We start from the raw sequence: 17,382 nt of genomic DNA, 5'->3' as shown, positions 1-17,382 counted from the left end.
TTTTAAATTTTAAAACCCCTTTTGATATTCTCAAAAGGGGTTTTATTTTTTACTTAAAAATCATACTTCACAAAAAATGAGAAGTTTCTTCCTGGATCGTTAATGGGAACACTATCAAAATCTGCTTGATTTTTAAATGAGAAATTTAAATGGTTATTATACGTTTCATCAAATAAATTTAATACTGCAAAACCTACACTCAAATCCTTAAAAGGCTTAGCCCCTATTTTTAAATCTAAGGTTTCATATCCTGAAGTTTCTTGCTCACCAAAACTAAGAGCAATATTGTCTTGTTTAGATGTAATTATATAATTTAATGAAGCCCAATAAAAATCTTTATCAAACCCTAAACCTAAACGAGTAACCAAAGGCGGCGTTAAAGGTAAAGACTCATCTAAATCACTATTTTTGGCGTAAATATAAGATACACCTGTAATAAAGTTAAAATATGAAGCAAAATCGATTACTGCTTCAGCTTCAAAACCTGTTTTATATGCTTTATCAATATTTACAAATCGTTTAACCTCTTGCGGAGTTGCAGTTGGCATAAATTTTCTCTCTAAAGTTGGATCAATCACGGCAACAATATAATTCTCATAAATAGAATAGTACCCTGAAATACTATAGCGCAATGCTTCAAAAGTAGTATCAAAACGCTTATGACCTTTAAACCCTATTTCAAATTGGTTATTAACTTCGGCATCTAAATTTGGATTTCCTACATATTCATACGAATCTTGCCCTACTGTAAAATGATTAATATAACGTTCAATCATATTTGCAGAACGAACACCACGACCAAAAGCAACTTCAAGAGTTTTATTTTCTGAAATTTGATGTTTTCCTGAAACCGTAGCCGAAATATTATGTTCTTCACGCTGATTTAAATTTGAATACAATTCCTGAAAATCTGCTTCAGGATCTTGAATATCTGAAACTACTAAATCATAACGAATCCCTGCCGTTAGAATAGTTTTATCAGATATTGCATATTTATTTTCAGCAAATAATCCATAATCATTCACAAATGAATCTTGCCAAATTTTATCTTGAAACACCACTGGTTCTGGTAATAATTCTCCCATCATATTTCTTTTTACAGAGCGAGTTCTTCCACCATCTCTAGCGATAAGTACAGCATCTAAACCACCATATAAAATCCACTTTTCAGTAGGTTTCATTTTTAATTCTAGCTTCCCTCCTGTTGTTGAAGCGTCAATACTTGATAAAGCATCGGTTGTCATCGATGTTGTTCTTCTAGCATTAGACATAATATGATCTACAAACGAATAATATATTTTTGCATTTACTTCATCTATTAAACCGCTTAAATCTGATATTTTATAATCTAAAGACAAAATAGAACTATTGTCTTCATCAGTATCCATTGGCAATCCTGCGTGCAATACATCACGCCCAAACGATTGACGCCAGTGTGCTTGCACTCTTTGAGTTTCGGTAATATTATACCCTAATCTTAAACCATAATCTAAACTTCTAAATGCTGATGGAATTTCAGTCCCATCTCCATCTTTATAATTTCCAAAATCACGATACCCAGCATTAGCAGTAATATCATATTTGTCAGTTATTTGATGAAGTTTTAGCGACGTTACAAGCGAATTTCCGTTAGTTTCATAACCACTACTCACTGTTCCGTGAAAACCATCACCTAACTGCTGTGGTTTTTGAGTTACTAAGTTTATTATCCCTCCAAAAGTAGCTCCGTATCTAACGGTATAAGGACCTTTAATAACCTCAATACGTTCAATATCTTCTGGGACTACATGCGTAGTAATTGGGTCCATACGGTTAGGGCAAGCATGCATTGCTTTTGTACCTCCATCAAACTGAATATTTAATTGTTCGTATTGGGAAGCTCTAAATGATGGATCTATCGCATAATTACCTCGCTTTATTAAAGAGAATCCATTAAAGTCGCTAAATAAATCGGCTACATTTATTGGTTGGACAACATCTTTTGTTAAATCAGTTTTTAATGTTGTTAGAACTGGATCAGATGTACTTTTTCCAGTAATAATAACGGTATTTAACTCAACTACTTTTTTAGCAGTAGAATCTTGTTCTTTTTTAGATATCTCTTGCGCAAATAGACAAGTAGACATTAGTGTGCTTAGAAGCACTAAATATGTAAGTTTCATATATTATATTTCTTAATTCTAAAGTATAGCGTTATTGAGAACACATAGTAATAATGAGTTCTCTAAAAAAAAATTATAAGAATTATGAAACTTTTGGAGGATGAAAAATTGAATTTGCTGAGGTTTCTTTATAGTGTACCACACGCCAATGAATAATAGTTTTAGGAATAGAAATTAAAACTTCAAAATTTTCCGAAAACTCAGGTGAAAAATAGACTAATTGATCCCATTCTATTGCTGGAAAAGTAGAGCTTTCATCTGTGGAAGTATCTTGGTTTATTTTAGTTAAAAAACATTTACCATTGCATTCTAATTTTACGTTGTCTTTATTTTCGCAAAGTTGCTCAACAAAACTGTCTAAATCTAGTACATACCAACCATAAACAACAGTAGATCTAAAGCTATTGCTTAAAAGTATTAATGAAAGTATGGTAGCGATAAATAATTTCACATTACAAAAATAAACTGCTTTTTCTTCTTAAAGGGTAACAAATGTCACCTTATTAATGATAATGTAAGAAATAGTGCAAATAATAAATTTTTAAAATTTCATAATAAGAAATATGATACAATTAATTTATAGTGAGTTATAAAAAAGAGACTTAATGCAACCTATGTTACATATTATCTAAAGTTCTGTACTGTATCTTTGTATTATTAAATAACCAGTAATAAAGTTGTTTTAGTATGGAAGATATGCTCTTTTACGATAGGATGCAATTTGCATTTACCATCACATTTCACTACTTATTTCCTCAATTAACAATGGGATTATCCCTGATGGTAGTCTATTTTAAATGGAGATTTCTTAGAACTAAAATTGATAAATATAATGATGCTGCCAAATTTTGGATGAAGATTTTCGCACTCAACTTTGCTATGGGTGTAGTAACTGGTATCCCCATGGAATTCCAATTTGGGACAAATTGGGCCAAATTTTCTGAACTTACTGGAGGAATCATTGGTCAAACCCTTGCAATGGAAGGAATGTTTTCATTTTTTCTTGAATCATCCTTTTTAGGACTCTTCTTATTTGGAGAAAAACTTCTTGGTCAAAAACTACATTTTATAACCGGCTTTTTAGTCTTTTTAGGATCTTGGGCAAGTGGTTATTTAATTATTGCTACACATTCTTGGATGCAAAACCCTGTTGGTTATGAAATACTAGAGAATGGTAGGTATGTGCTCAATAATTTTGGAGCTTTATTTTCTAACCCTTGGCTTTTACCATCTTATATACATAACCAGATGGCATCTATAATTACATCATCATTTGTAGTTGCTGCCATTGGAGCCTTTTACTTACTTAATAATAAGCACAATGATTTTGGAAAACTATTTGTTAAAACTGGAGTATTGTTTGGTTTAGTTTCAAGTGTTTTAGTAGCATTCCCTACGGGAGATTTAGCAGCTAAAAATGTTATAGAATATCAGCCAGTAACTTTTGCAGCTATGGAAGGTATTTTCGAAACTGAAGAAGGTGGTTCTGAAATTATATTGATAGGTCAACCGGATGTTGATAATAAAAAGCTTGATAATAAAATTGCAGTACCAAATATTCTCAGTTTTTTAACCTATCAAAGATGGGATGCCAAAATTAAAGGACTTAATGAATTTGATGAAAGCGTCTACCCTACTAATATTCCTGGATTATATTATGCATATCATATAATGGTGGGCTTAGGAACAATATTTATAGCATTAATGCTTATTGCTAGTGTTCAATTATATCGTAAAAAATTATACACTACTAAGTGGATTTTATGGCTGCTACTTTTCATGTTACCATTTCCGTACATAGCAAATACTACGGGCTGGTATACAGCAGAACTTGGACGACAACCTTGGTTAGTTTATAACTTATTACGTACTGCAGATGGTATTTCACCTACAGTTTCATCTGGAAATACGCTATTTACATTGCTTGGTTTTATTGGTCTTTATTTACTATTAGGACTATTATTTATCATGCTAGCAGGAAAGATTATTAATAAAGGACCTGAAACAACTAAACACATCTAATTATGGAGTTATTTTGGTATATCGTTTTAATGACAATGTTAACCATTTACGTAATTCTTGATGGTTACGATTTTGGTGCAGGAATTATTCATTTATTTTTTGCGAAAAAAGAGAAAGATAAAAAAGCTATTACTAACGCTATTGGTCCATTTTGGGATGCAAACGAAGTGTGGCTTATTGCAGTAGGAGGCGTTTTATTTTTTGCTTTCCCTACGCTTTACGCTTCCTCTTTTAGTGGTTTTTATCTACCTTTAATTATGATTTTATGGCTACTAATTTTTAGAGCGATAGGTCTTGAATTAAGAGGTTTAGTTCATAATAAAATGTGGGAAGCCATCTGGGATAAAGCTTTTGGTATTTCTAGTTTTCTATTAGCCTTATTTTTTGGTATTGCTTTAGGTAATATTGTAAGGGGTGTTAATTTAGGTATGGTAACAAACGGTGTGTCAACTCACGAAGCACATTATTTCTTTCTACCATTATGGAATACTACTTTTAGTCCTCAAGCAGAACAACTTGGTATTATAGATTGGTTTACATTATTACTAGGAGTTATTGGCGTAATAGCATTAGCAATTCACGGAGCTAACTGGATTATATTTAAAACAAATTCAGGTTTAAATCAAAAATTAAAAAAAGTAATATTTAACTTAAACTTTGTTCTATTAGCGTTAGTTATATTTTCATTAACAATTTGGCATATTATTGAACCTAAACCATTTCATAATTTTATGGAATACCCTTGGCTTTGGATATTTCCGCTAATAACTTTTACAGGAATATTTGGATTATTCAACGTGAAAACATTTAAGAAAGATGGTTTAGGTTTTTTGTTTTCATCGCTATTTTTATTTGGAGGTTTAGTTTCAACCGTATCATCAATATTCCCTAAAGTATTACCTTCTACTAATAATGTAAACCCTTCACTAACACTTTACAATGTTGCTGCTGATGAGTATGGATTGACTGTAGGAGTATATTGGTTTGTTATCGCAGCAATATTGGTTGCCATTTATATGTTTATTCAATATCGCGTATTTAGAGGTAAAATGGATGACGTTGGGTATGGAGAACATTAATTAAACCTTTTAAAACAACTGTTATGACAGATACACTTATATCAATAATTAGTGTTTTTATTGGCATTTTAGGAGCAACAGTTTTAGGCGCAGCAAAGAAAAAATATAGTTTTGGATTTACTGGAAATACCCTTGCAGGAGTTTTTGGAAGTATATTTTTTATTAAACTATTTGAGAGATTAGGGTTTGATCCCGTTTCAATAATGAGAACAGGAACAGTAAATTATATACTCTTCACCATTAATATGCTAGTTTCATTTATTGGAGGAGCTATTGGTTTAGTTGCAATAAAATACCTTGAAAAAAAAATGAACAAATAAGTAATATAGTAGTACATAATTGTTCATTTAAATTGGTTGTTATTCATCGTTTTTTTTCTTTGTCAATTTATATGCAAGCCATATAAATCCAACTAGAAAATGCAAAATAATAATTCCTGCAACTATATAAAGTGTTGTATTTGAATTGCTTCCCATAGTGGTTGTTTTTAATTTAGTTAAGTAAAATTAAGAATCCATTTTTAAAAGAAATGTGACGAATGTTACTTTTTAGTATATATTTTAATAAAAATTAGGAGTCTTTAAACTAGCGTTACTTACGATTGAAATTTCTACTCAAAACTGATATAAATCAGTTATAAACAAACAGATTACAACTACTTTTAATAATAATTATTTCAAATAAAAGATGATGGAAAAACATACATACAATGTGAATGTAAAATGGACACACGATAGAAAAGGAATTATGTGTTCTCCAGAATTAACTAATAAAGAAACCAATCAATCAAATTGTTTAGAAGTTGCTACTCCACCAGAATTTCCAGGAGGGATTCCAAACATTTGGTCACCAGAACATTTGTTTACAGCAGCAGTAAGTAGTTGTTTAATGACAACATTTTTAGCAATTGCTGAATTTTCAAAATTAGAATACGAAAGTTTTAAATGCGATTCAAAAGGTATTTTAGAAAAAGTTGATGGCAAGTTTGTAATTAGTGAAGTGTTACTTTTTCCAGAAGTTGTTATAACTAATACTTCTAAAATAGAACGAACAGAACGTATCATTGAAAAGGCTGAAAAAGCTTGTTTAATTTCAAATTCAATTAATTCTAAAATTACCATGAAATCGAGAGTTATTGTTCAGGATTAATTTTAAAAAAAGGTGCTATTTCAGTATTATCAATGCGTAAATAGAAACCATTTATTGAGGTGAAAAAACTAATTAACCCTTATGTAACTTTGGTTACAGTAAACTCTTAACTAGCAAATTACCTTTATAAAAAAATATATAAATGGCTAAAATAGTTATTCTTGGAGCTGGTATTTCTGGACATGTTTCAGCAGCACATTTACGTAGAAAATTATCTAAAGAACATGAAGTTGTAGTAGTGTCTCCTAATAGTAATTACCAATGGATTCCTTCAAATATATGGGTAGGTATTGGTAGAATGAAATCTGAACAAATTTTGTTCCCACTTGCTCCTTTATACAAAAGGAAAAATATCGATTTTAAGCAAGCAAAAGCTATTTCTTTTTATCCAGAAGGTGATAAAACAGAAATGAAACCTTATGTACTATCTGAATACGTTGTAGGAAAGGACAAAGGAAAACAAGAAAAAATTACTTACGATTATTTAATAAATGCAACGGGGCCAAGACTAAATTTTGAAGCCACCGAAGGTTTAATTCCTGGAGAAAACAAAACATATTCAGTCTGTACTTATACACACGCAGATCACGCTTGGGATGGACTAAAAAGCCTAATCCAAGAAATGAAAAATGGTAAAAAAGCAAAAATTTTAATTGGAACCGGTCACGCTAAGTCAACCTGTCAAGGTGCAGCTTTTGAATACATATTAAATGTTGAGCAAGAATTACGTAAACACAAAGTACGTGATATGGCTGAAGTAACCTGGATCTCTAACGAATATAAATTAGGCGATTTTGGGATGGACGGAATGTTGTTGAGCTATGGAGATATGACAATGAAGTCGAATGAAATGGTCGAAATGATTTTTGAAGACAGAGATATAAAATGGATACTTGGAGCTGGAGTGAATAGAATTGAAGATGGAATTGCACACTATGAAAATTTAGAAGGTGAATTTAAAACAGAAGCATATGATTTTGCAATGTTGATTCCGTCTTTTTCAGGACACGGTTTTAAAGCTTATGATAAAAATGAAAATGATATAACTACAAAGCTTTTTAATGGTTTTATGATAGTTGATGCAGATTATACTGCTAAACCTTATGAAGAATGGTCTGTAAAAGATTGGCCTGAAACTTATCAAAATCCAAGTTACAGTAACATTTTTGCGCCAGGTATTGCATTTGCACCACCACACGCAATCTCTAAACCACGTAAAAGTAAAAATGGTACGGTTATCTCCCCTGCACCACCAAGAACAGGTATGCCATCAGGAATAACGGCTAAACTAGTCGCAGATAATATTATAGACAGTATTAAAAGTGGTAAAGTATCATTGCATCATAAAGGAAGTTTAGGAAATATGGGTGCTGCTTGTATTGCTTCGGCAGGATTTGGTATTACAAAAGGAAGTGGTGTTAGTATTACAACATTCCCAATTGTACCAGATTATGAAAAATATCCCAAAACGCAAGGCAGAAAATTAGGGAAAACTTTTGGAGAAATTGGATTAGCAGGACATTGGCTAAAATTAGCCCTCCACTACGCCTTTATCTATAAAGCAAAAATGAAACCCTTTTGGTGGTTGATTCCCGAATAGGAATCACATCAAAAAAGGTTGATTCCCGAATAGGAATCACATCAAAAAAGGTTGATTCCCGAATAGGAATCAAATCAAAAAAAGGTTAGTTCCTTAATTGGGATTATTTAATGTAGAAAAAGGTTTATAAGAATTTATTCTGAAATTTTAATACAGAAAACATGACACAAAGAATATCAAAATATCAAAGATTTAAGATGATGAATCCCATCATTCAGTTTTTCAAATTCATTTATTTAAGCATTAAAATAATGGTAGTTGTAGCTGGAGGACACGGAGGCACTAGAAAAGTAAACTGATGTGGTTATCAGTTTTGGTTAGTTGGTTAATGGCATTTATATTTTATATAAATGCCATTTTTTCTTGGTAACTAATGTTACCAAACGCTACTTTAAATAAAGTTATTTTTGACACAACAAATTATTAGTTTAATGAAAAACATACACCTATCTATATTTAGTATTTTGTTTTTGGTGCTTTCTATGCAAGCGCAAGAAATAACTCCAATAACAAAAGCTGACGTATTATTAAAAGTAATAGAAAGCAACACTTCTATTAAAATTTCCGAACAAGAATTTATAGAAGCAAGAGCAGATTACAGACAAACCAATGCTGTCTTTTTACCAAACATTACTGCAAGTCATACCGGTATTACAACCACAAATCCCCTGATGGCATTTGGCTCTAAACTTAATCAAGAGGTTTTAACTCAAAATGATTTCAATCCTGCATTACTAAACGACCCTACACATACCGAAAACTTCGCTACCAAATTTGAAATTCAACAACCATTAATAAATCTAGATGGTGTATTTCAAAGAAAAGCTGCGAAATCTAAAATGGAAGCTATGTCACTAAAACAAGTGAGAACTAGCGACTATTTAGCTTTAGAAGTTGACAAAGCATATATGCAATTACAGCTTGCCTATAAAGGAGTTGATGTTTTAGAAAAAGCATTAGCAACTACTTTAGAAAATAAAAAATTGACTGACAATAGCTTTAAACAAGGATACTTACAACGCGTCGATGTTTTAAATATGGAAGTGCGTGTTACTGATGTTCAAAACCAATTACAAACTGCAAAAAGCAATGTCCAAAATGCCTCAGATTATTTATCATTTTTAATGAATGACAAAGCATATGTAATGTATAAACCTAGTGATACACTAGCTATAAATACCTTTGAGGTATCAACAAATAAAGGTGTTTCAGAGAATAGATCTGATATTAAAGCGATGGAACTAGCATCAAGTGCTTATGAAGCAATTAACAAAGCTGATAAGATGGCATTTTTACCGCGTCTAAATGCCTTTGGAAGTTATGAGTTGTATGATGATCAAGTTTTTCAAGGCAATGCTAACGGCTATTTATTAGGAGCTCAATTGAGTTGGGATGTATTTCAGGGTTCTAAACGCTTCGGAAAAGCCCAAAAAAGTAAAGCGGAATTCCAAAAATCAAAATTAGAATATGAGCAATATGTTTCTAAAAGTAACTTAGAAATGAACAGAGCTAAAAGATCTCTTATTGATGCTGAAAACAAACTTAAAATGAATCGCTTAGCCTTAGAGCAATCTAAAGAATCACTAAGAATTAGAGAAAATAGATTTAAAGAAGGACTTGAAAAAACTTCAGATTTATTACTTGCTGAAACGCAATACGCCCAAAAACAACTAGAATATTACCAAACCATTTTTGAATATAATTACGCTCAAGCTTATTTAGAGTATTTAACTAAAGAATAGTTTAAGAAGCATCTTTTTCAGTAAGTAATTAATAAAACAAAACTAACAAAATGAAAAAATATACATACATAGTAATAGCGCTCGCAACATTTTTATTTATGGCTAGTTGCGGTAGTGAAGATAAAAAAGCTCCTGTTGATAATACGCCTGTAATTCGTGTTAAAGTGAACCAGATTACTGAAAATGGTAATAGTCCTTTTTTAAGTGCAAGCGGAAAAATACAAGCTTCAAATAGTGCCAACTTAAGCACTAGAATGATGGGTTATGTAAATAAAGTGCACGTAAATGTTGGTGATAAAGTACGTAAAGGTCAACTTTTAGTTTCAATTAATAATACAGACTTACAAGCAAAAAGAGCTCAAGTAAATGCAAGTATTACAGAAGCAACAGCAGCTTTTAACAATGCACAAAAGGATTATAATCGTTTCAATAATTTGTTTGCAGAAAACAGTGCTTCACAGAAAGAAGTGGATGATATAACAGCAAATTTTGAGATGGCAAAAGCACGTTTAGAGGCTACTAAACAAATGAAAAATGAGATTAGTGCCCAATTTGCATATAGTAACATCACAGCTCCTTTTAGCGGTACTATTACAAGCAAAAATATTGAAACTGGAGATATGGCAAATCCAGGAGTTCCTTTAATATCTATTGAAACTCCAGGAAGTTTTGAAGTGATGGCAATGGTTCCAGAAACTGAAATTTCTCAAATAAAGAAAGATATTGAAGTATCAGTTTTAGTGAAAGCAATGAACACAACTTTAAAAGGTAAAGTTACTGAAGTAAGTACTTCTGCAAAAAACACAGGAGGTCAATATTTAGTGAAAATTGCTTTAGATAAAACAGAAACTAATATTCTATCTGGAATGTTTGTAACGGTACAATTTCCAGTTGAAAAACAATCTAATACTGAAATGGTGTTAATACCTAAACAAGCACTTATTATTAATGGTCAATTATCTGGTGTTTACACTGTAAGCCAAAGTAATACTGCATTATTACGCTGGTTACGTCTAGGAAGAACCTTTGGTGATCAAGTTGAAGTTTTATCTGGTTTAACAGCTAATGAAACTTACATTTTCTCTGCGGAAGGAAAACTGTACAATGGAGCTAGAGTTACTATTAAGTAAAAGCAAATAAAAAAATTCGTTCTAATTTTTATAATAATGGCGATATTTTAAAAAAAAGAATAATTAGCAAGCAGAACTTATTGCGTTAAGGATAGAAGTGAAAATCCTTTTTAATATCACATAGAGCGTATGCGAAATGTGGTACTAAAAAAATTGAAACGGATAGCCTGTTAAAACGCCCAAAATATAATAAAATAATGAAAGAAGGAATCGCAGGAAAAATTGCAAAAATCTTTATACAATCTAAGCTCACAGTGTTGTTGATGATTGTATTTATGGTGGTTGGAGTATATAGTTCTTTTTTAATCCCGAGGGAAGAAGAACCACAGATTGATGTGCCTATGGCAGATATCTTTATAGGATATCCTGGTGCAAGTCCTACCGAAGTAGAATCTAGAGTAATCAAGCCGCTAGAACAATTAATCTCTAATATCAAAGGTGTTGAGTATGTATATTCGACATCAATGAAAGAGCAAGGAATGGTCATTGTTCAGTTTTATGTGGGTGAAGATATTGAACGATCTTTTGTAAAATTATACAATGAGATTAATAAACATATGGACAAAATGCCTGAGGGTGTTACGTTTCCATTAGTAAAAACTCGTGCAATTGATGATGTACCAATGTTAGGAGTTACATTGTGGAGTGAAAATTATGATGATTTTCAATTAGGGCAAATGGCTCACGAGCTTGAAGCTGAAATTAAAAAGGTAAAAGATGTTGCTATTACACACAAAATAGGCGGTAGAGATAGACAGTTACGAGTAGTGCTCGATAAAGACAAACTTGCTTCAAGTGGATTAGATTTTCTTTCTGTTGCTGAAATGATCAAGGCGAATAATAGTCAGCTTATTTCTGGAAGCTTTGATAAAAATGATACCGAGTTTTTAGTAAATACAGGTAAATTTTTATCGTCTGCAACTGATGTTGAAAACCTTGTAGTTGGTGTGCAACAAAACCAACCTGTTTATTTAAAACAGGTAGCTTCCATATTTGATGGACCTGAAGTTCCTCAAAATTATGTGAGTTTAGGTTTTGGTCAGGGGAGCGAAAAGGCTTTAGATTACAATTCTGAATATCCTGCCGTAACTATTTCTGTTGCAAAAAGAAAAGGTGCCGATGCAATGAAAATTTCAGAAGTAATTATCGATAAAGTTAATCATCTAAGAAAAACGTTAATTCCAGATGATGTAAAAGTTGAAATTACTAGAAATTATGGAGAAACAGCTTCTCACAAAGTTTCTGAATTATTATGGCACTTAATTGGTTCTATTTTCGCTGTTACACTTGTTGTTATGCTAGCTATGGGATGGCGAGGAGGTTTAGTTGTATTTCTTTCTGTACCTATCACATTTGCACTTACACTGCTAAGTTATTACATGCTCGATTATACGCTTAACCGTATAACACTGTTTGCTTTAGTTTTTGTGACGGGTATTGTTGTTGATGACTCCATAATTATTGCGGAGAATATGCACCGACATTTTAAAATGAAACGCTTACCCTTTAAAGATGCTGCATTATATGCTATAAATGAGGTAGGTAATCCAACTATTCTTGCAACGTTTACAGTGATTGCTTCTGTATTACCTATGGCTTTTGTTTCGGGTTTAATGGGTCCTTATATGGCACCAATGCCAATAGGTGCATCTATAGCGATGATTTTGTCATTATTTGTTGCACTTACAATTACGCCATATTTAGGTTATATATTTTTAAAAGAAAAAGACAAAAAAGGGAAAGTTGAAAAGGTTGAGAAACCTTTAGAAGAAACACTAATATATAGAGTTTATAATAAGTTTGAACGTCCTTTAATGGAAAGTAAAGCTAAAAGATGGTTGTTTTTAGGAGGTACTTTTCTTGTATTAATGGGAACTATGGTTTTGTTTTTCACAAACTCAGTTGTTGTAAAAATGCTTCCTTTTGATAATAAAAATGAATTTCAGGTAGTGATAGATATGCCTGAAGGTACTACCCTAGAACGAACTGCTGTAGTAACACAAGAAATTGCTCAATATTTAGCTACACGCCCAGAAGTGGTAAATTATCAAAATTATATTGGGACCTCTGCTCCTATTACTTTTAATGGTTTAGTGCGTCATTACGATTTACGAGGTGGTAGTAATATGGCTGATATCCAAGTAAACCTAATTGATAAAAGTGAGCGTAGTGCACAGAGTCACGATATAGCTAAATTATTTCGTCCTGACATTATTAAAATAGCTTCTAAATATAACGCTAATGTTAAATTAGTAGAAGTGCCACCAGGACCTCCTGTACTTTCAACTATTGTTGCAGAAATTTATGGCCCTGATTATGATGAGCAAATAAAAATTGCTAATAGCGTTCAAAACATACTTAAAGAAACTGATGATGTGGTTGACATAGACTGGATGGTAGAAGATGATCAAATTGAATATCAATTTGACATTAATAAAGAGAAAGCAATTTTATATGGTGTTGCGCCACAACAAATTGCTTATACAATGAATATGGCCTTATCTAATAGACCAATAACAATGCTTTATGATGAAAATGCTACTAATCAAATAGGTTTAGTTTTAGCATTAGATGAAAAAGAGAAATCTACCATTTCAGATATTTCACAACTTAAAGTACAGTCTAAGCAAGGCAATATGGTTCCTATCGCAGATTTAGTTACTATAAACAAAGCTATCAGTTCAAAAAGCATTTATAGAAAAAACCAAAAGCGTGTGGTGTACGTAATGGCTGATATGGCTGGTAAACTAGAAAGTCCTGCTTATGCTATTTTAGGTATGGAAAAAAAGTTAGATAATATTCCATTACCTCAAGGTTATAAAATTAATGAAATGTACTTAGGGCAACCTGATTATGAAGATGATTACACTGTGAAATGGGATGGAGAATGGCAAATTACTCTTGAAGTTTTTAGAGACTTAGGAATTGCCTTTTTAGGAGCAATTATCTTAATTTATATATTGATTGTAGGATGGTTTCAGAACTTTAAGGCTCCTATTGTTATGATGGTTGCAATACCATTATCACTTATTGGAATTATTATTGGTCACTGGATAATGGGAGCATTTTTTACTGCTACGTCATTTATTGGAATGATTGCATTAGCTGGTATTATGGTCCGGAATTCCGTATTACTGATTGACTTTATTAATTTACGTACAGCAGAAGGGGTCCCTTTAAAACAGGCTGCTATTGAAGCTGGAGCTGTTAGAACAACTCCTATTCTATTAACAGCAGGTACCGTAGTTATAGGTGCTTTTGTAATATTATTCGATCCAATTTTTCAAGGTTTAGCTATTTCATTAATGGGAGGTACTATTGTATCTACAGTATTAACGTTATTAGTTGTTCCACTAGTGTACTATATGATTGAGAAAAAAAATTATAAATAATAAAAATCAGAATTATGTTAAATAAATATTTTAGAATTATTGTTGGCGTAATGGTACTTTTAAGCGTTGTACTAACAGTTTATGTAAACGAAAATTGGATGTGGTTTACTGTCTTTATAGGCGTTAATTTAATCCAGTCTGCTTTTACAAAATGGTGTCTTTTAGAAACAATTTTAATGAAATTAGGAGTCAAAAAAGGGAATGGAGCAAGTTGTTCTGTGCCATCTTCAAAGTGATATATTAAGATTTAAAAATCTAAATTAAAAAAATCTCCAAATGGAGATTTTTTTTTGTTCTAATTATCATAAGAATAACTGCATAAAAAATTTAGCTAGAGTATATATTATAGCTTAAAAAAAAAGGCTACAAAACAAAAAAATCTTCATAATCCACTGTAAAACAGTTTCTTATAAAGATTTAATGTGAGCCCGACAGGATTCGAACCTGTGACCGCCTCCTTAGAAGGGAGGTGCTCTATCCAGCTGAGCTACGAGCCCTCTCGTAATTAATTAAATGTCGGGGTAGCAAGATTCGAACTTGCGACCTCCTCGTCCCAAACGAGGCGCGATAACCGGGCTACGCTATACCCCGAAAATAATAGCTGAACTATTTACTTTCAAATAAAAAAGAATAAAGTATTACTACTCTATTCTTCTTGACATTTGCGGAGAGACAGGGATTCGAACCCTGGGTAAGTGTTTCCACCTACGACGATTTAGCAAACCGCTCCTTTCGGCCACTCAGGCACCTCTCCAGTATTTCAATGATTGCATATTTAAATGCGGTTGCAAAGGTAAATTTAATTAAACATTCTCACAATATAATTAGACACTTTTTTTACTTAAAAATGATATTTTTTTAAGATTAAAATAAACCTTATTTATAAACTTATTATTTTCAACAACATAGCTCTACACCTAATTTAATAAGTAAATAATAAATTTTGAAATAATTGTAACTTTAGTTATTTCAAACCTATTGAATCGATATATAGAATGCTATAATATCGCTCTAAATAATATAGTTCTTACTCAGGATACTCTACTCTTAAATGATAAATATTATTCAACTTCTTTTTAAGTACTTTCTTAATTAATTCAATTTCTTTAAATGTGATATTGGAATTTAAAAACTGTCCTTGTTCCATTTGTCCATTAATAATTTTTTCAACAAACGAATCTATTTTAGTTGACGTAGGATTCTTCAAACTTTTACTAGCTGCTTCAACGCTATCACTCATCATTAATATAGCTGTTTCCTTAGAAAAAGGCATTGGCCCAGGATATCTAAAATCTTCCATAGCTGCTTCTCCTTGGGTTTCTAATTCTAATTTATAGAAATAGTAGACTAAGCTTGTTCCATGATGTGTTCTTATAAAATCTATGATTCTGTCTGGTAGTTTATTTTTTCTAGCAATTTCAATTCCTTTAATTACGTGACCAACAATTATTGATGCACTTTCAATAGGATCTAATTCACTATGTGTGTTAACATTATTTACTTGGTTTTCTGTAAAATATGTAGGGTTTGCCATTTTACCTATATCGTGATACAATGCTCCTACTCTAACTAACATTGAATTTGCCCCTATTTCTTGAGCAGCAGCTTCAGCCAAATTGGCTACATTTAAGGAATGATGAAATGTTCCTGGTGCCTTATCAGATAACTCTTTAAGCAGTTTAGAATTAGTATCACTTAACTCTAAAAGTGAAACATCGGAAACCAATCCAAATAACTTTTCATAGAAGTAAATTAAAGGGTGAGCAAATAATGTAGCTAAACCACATAATACAAAATACCCAAAATTTTCAATTGCTACATTTTCAATATTCCCCTCATGTATTAATATAAATGCGAAATACCCTACTATATAAACTAAAGTTATCTGTCCAACTGAAATAAATAAATTAGCTCGCTTATAAAGCTCTGAAGCCGTTAAAATAGTTACAATACCAGCTATTATTTGTAAGAATATATATTCAAAACTGTTTGGCACTATAAACCCTAAAAGTAGAATAGTTAATACATGAACAAATAACCCCAAACGTGCATCGAAAAATGCTTTTAAAATTAACGGTAAAATACACAATGGCACAACGTAAACGTACTTAGCATCAAGCTTTACCACTATTGTAGTAAGCAATACCATCAATAAAATATTGAAAAATATAAAAGTAATTTTAGTGCTATTATTATAGATTTCGGGTCTGTATTGTTTCAGAAATAAAAACAACATTAGCAAAACTAGCATTACCAATAAGCTATACCCAACAATAAGCCATAAGTAATTAGATTTAGACCATACCTGAGATTGGTATTCCGCTCTTAAAGAATCAAGAATTTGATAGGTGTCACCTTCAACAACTTCTCCTTTTGCAATAATCCTCCCCCCTTTTTCAATAATCCCTCTATTAGGATTAATTGTTTCAATTTGGCTTGCAATAGTAGTTTCGGTAAGGTCTTTATCAAATGTAACATTAGACTGAACAACTCTATTTAAAATCTTTTTTAAGAGAACTTCATTCCTATCGGTTTTAGCATTTGCGAAAGGTTGTCCAATAACTTCATCGAGTTTTTCTACTTGTAAAAGTTGCTGAAAAGTAGCTTCAGTTATAGTATTGTCATTTTTTAGATAAATTAACTGTTCGTCATTATAAGGATAAATTTGATCTGTAACGCCCTTCTCATATATATTATCGACAAGTTTTATACCTGTCTGTTTTATTTCGGAAACCGAAATATCATACAACGAGTCTATATAAGTTTCATTTAAAAGGCGTTCAAAATTAATTTTCACTTCATTAACTAATCCTTTTTTAACATTGAAAAACGGAACCGTATTAGCTCTAATTTTCTGCTCTTCGGCAGCTAAGGTTTCAGCATCCTTTTTAATAGTAAAACCAAAAGGCGCATATAAGTTTTCGTATTGCCAAGGTTTTCCTTTTTGAAAATTATATTTAAACTGTCCCCCTTTAGGAAAAAGGTAAATAATTAAAAACGTGGACGCAATGAACAAAAACACTTTATAAATAAGTGATTGATTACGTGATAAAGTTCCTAAAATTCGTTCCATATTTTTGAGCTGCTGAGTAAAGGTATACAACTA

At 31.7% G+C, this 17,382-nt stretch carries 13 protein-coding genes and 3 tRNA genes; 10 read left to right on the top strand and 6 right to left on the bottom strand.

What is annotated here, in order from left to right; translation table 11 throughout:
- Positions 1-53: 53 nt before the first annotated feature.
- Complete coding sequence (locus tag GBH57_RS07365; protein WP_151673619.1) at positions 54-2,162, bottom strand: TonB-dependent receptor domain-containing protein; 2,109 nt, start codon at positions 2,160-2,162, stop codon at positions 54-56.
- Positions 2,163-2,244: 82 nt separating this feature from the next.
- Positions 2,245-2,613, bottom strand: a complete 369-nt coding sequence (locus tag GBH57_RS07360) for a hypothetical protein (RefSeq protein WP_151673617.1) — start codon at positions 2,611-2,613, stop codon at positions 2,245-2,247.
- A 236-nt stretch (positions 2,614-2,849) separates the two neighbouring features.
- On the opposite strand from GBH57_RS07360, the gene GBH57_RS07355 reads away from it, so the two are divergent.
- The 10 genes from GBH57_RS07355 (at position 2,850) to GBH57_RS07315 (ending at position 14,512) form a co-directional block, all read left to right on the top strand.
- The gene (locus GBH57_RS07355) at positions 2,850-4,184 is read left to right on the top strand and encodes a cytochrome ubiquinol oxidase subunit I (RefSeq protein WP_151673615.1); all 1,335 of its coding nucleotides are present in this window, start codon (positions 2,850-2,852) and stop codon (positions 4,182-4,184) included.
- Between the two features lie 2 nt (positions 4,185-4,186).
- Entirely contained in the window at positions 4,187-5,263 is a 1,077-nt protein-coding gene (gene cydB, locus GBH57_RS07350) for a cytochrome d ubiquinol oxidase subunit II (protein ID WP_151673613.1), read from the top strand.
- 23 nt (positions 5,264-5,286) lie between these two features.
- Positions 5,287-5,583: a hypothetical protein gene (locus GBH57_RS07345; RefSeq protein WP_151673611.1), complete on the top strand. Its 297-nt coding sequence runs from the start codon at positions 5,287-5,289 to the stop codon at positions 5,581-5,583.
- A 370-nt stretch (positions 5,584-5,953) separates the two neighbouring features.
- On the top strand, positions 5,954-6,412 hold the full coding sequence (locus tag GBH57_RS07340) for an OsmC family protein (protein ID WP_151673609.1): 459 nt from the start codon (positions 5,954-5,956) through the stop codon (positions 6,410-6,412).
- A 142-nt stretch (positions 6,413-6,554) separates the two neighbouring features.
- Positions 6,555-8,012 carry an NAD(P)/FAD-dependent oxidoreductase gene (locus tag GBH57_RS07335; protein WP_151673607.1) on the top strand — a complete coding sequence of 486 codons (1,458 nt, stop codon included), beginning with the start codon at positions 6,555-6,557 and terminating at the stop codon, positions 8,010-8,012.
- A gap of 161 nt (positions 8,013-8,173) precedes the next feature.
- Complete coding sequence (locus GBH57_RS16100) at positions 8,174-8,311, top strand: hypothetical protein (RefSeq protein WP_162851987.1); 138 nt, start codon at positions 8,174-8,176, stop codon at positions 8,309-8,311.
- 132 nt (positions 8,312-8,443) lie between these two features.
- Entirely contained in the window at positions 8,444-9,754 is a 1,311-nt protein-coding gene (locus GBH57_RS07330) for a TolC family protein (RefSeq protein WP_151673605.1), read from the top strand.
- 50 nt (positions 9,755-9,804) lie between these two features.
- A complete protein-coding gene (locus tag GBH57_RS07325; protein WP_151673603.1) occupies positions 9,805-10,884 on the top strand; it encodes an efflux RND transporter periplasmic adaptor subunit in 1,080 nt (359 codons plus the stop codon).
- A gap of 197 nt (positions 10,885-11,081) precedes the next feature.
- The gene (locus GBH57_RS07320) at positions 11,082-14,276 is read left to right on the top strand and encodes an efflux RND transporter permease subunit (protein ID WP_151673601.1); all 3,195 of its coding nucleotides are present in this window, start codon (positions 11,082-11,084) and stop codon (positions 14,274-14,276) included.
- 14 nt (positions 14,277-14,290) lie between these two features.
- Positions 14,291-14,512 carry a YgaP family membrane protein gene (locus GBH57_RS07315; protein ID WP_151673599.1) on the top strand — a complete coding sequence of 74 codons (222 nt, stop codon included), beginning with the start codon at positions 14,291-14,293 and terminating at the stop codon, positions 14,510-14,512.
- Positions 14,513-14,699: 187 nt separating this feature from the next.
- Here the strand turns inward: GBH57_RS07315 and GBH57_RS07310 are convergent.
- The 4 genes from GBH57_RS07310 to GBH57_RS07295 form a co-directional block, all read right to left on the bottom strand.
- A tRNA-Arg gene (locus tag GBH57_RS07310) sits at positions 14,700-14,773 on the bottom strand.
- A gap of 19 nt (positions 14,774-14,792) precedes the next feature.
- Positions 14,793-14,867, bottom strand: a tRNA-Pro gene (locus tag GBH57_RS07305).
- Between the two features lie 74 nt (positions 14,868-14,941).
- A tRNA-Ser gene (locus tag GBH57_RS07300) sits at positions 14,942-15,030 on the bottom strand.
- A gap of 273 nt (positions 15,031-15,303) precedes the next feature.
- Positions 15,304-17,349: an HD family phosphohydrolase gene (locus GBH57_RS07295; RefSeq protein WP_151673597.1), complete on the bottom strand. Its 2,046-nt coding sequence runs from the start codon at positions 17,347-17,349 to the stop codon at positions 15,304-15,306.
- Positions 17,350-17,382 lie beyond the last annotated feature (33 nt).

Source organism: Patiriisocius marinus, from assembly GCF_008974325.1.
GTDB classification, from domain to species: Bacteria; Bacteroidota; Bacteroidia; order Flavobacteriales; family Flavobacteriaceae; genus Patiriisocius; species Patiriisocius marinus.
Note: the sequence above shows the minus strand (reverse complement) of the source record. Positions and strands in the feature narration are given on the sequence as shown.

What these genes read in the sequence shown, in the direction of transcription:
- GBH57_RS07295 (WP_151673597.1), bottom strand. Translation starts at nt 17,349, where the DNA reads ATGGAACGAATTTTAGGAACTTTATCACGTAATCAATCACTTATTTAT.
- GBH57_RS07345 (WP_151673611.1), top strand. Translation starts at nt 5,287, where the DNA reads ATGACAGATACACTTATATCAATAATTAGTGTTTTTATTGGCATTTTA.
- GBH57_RS07320 (WP_151673601.1), top strand. Translation starts at nt 11,082, where the DNA reads ATGAAAGAAGGAATCGCAGGAAAAATTGCAAAAATCTTTATACAATCT.
- GBH57_RS07365 (WP_151673619.1), bottom strand. Translation starts at nt 2,162, where the DNA reads ATGAAACTTACATATTTAGTGCTTCTAAGCACACTAATGTCTACTTGT.
- GBH57_RS07355 (WP_151673615.1), top strand. Translation starts at nt 2,850, where the DNA reads ATGGAAGATATGCTCTTTTACGATAGGATGCAATTTGCATTTACCATC.
- cydB (WP_151673613.1), top strand. Translation starts at nt 4,187, where the DNA reads ATGGAGTTATTTTGGTATATCGTTTTAATGACAATGTTAACCATTTAC.
- GBH57_RS07340 (WP_151673609.1), top strand. Translation starts at nt 5,954, where the DNA reads ATGGAAAAACATACATACAATGTGAATGTAAAATGGACACACGATAGA.
- GBH57_RS07335 (WP_151673607.1), top strand. Translation starts at nt 6,555, where the DNA reads ATGGCTAAAATAGTTATTCTTGGAGCTGGTATTTCTGGACATGTTTCA.
- GBH57_RS07315 (WP_151673599.1), top strand. Translation starts at nt 14,291, where the DNA reads ATGTTAAATAAATATTTTAGAATTATTGTTGGCGTAATGGTACTTTTA.
- GBH57_RS16100 (WP_162851987.1), top strand. Translation starts at nt 8,174, where the DNA reads ATGACACAAAGAATATCAAAATATCAAAGATTTAAGATGATGAATCCC.
- GBH57_RS07330 (WP_151673605.1), top strand. Translation starts at nt 8,444, where the DNA reads ATGAAAAACATACACCTATCTATATTTAGTATTTTGTTTTTGGTGCTT.
- GBH57_RS07325 (WP_151673603.1), top strand. Translation starts at nt 9,805, where the DNA reads ATGAAAAAATATACATACATAGTAATAGCGCTCGCAACATTTTTATTT.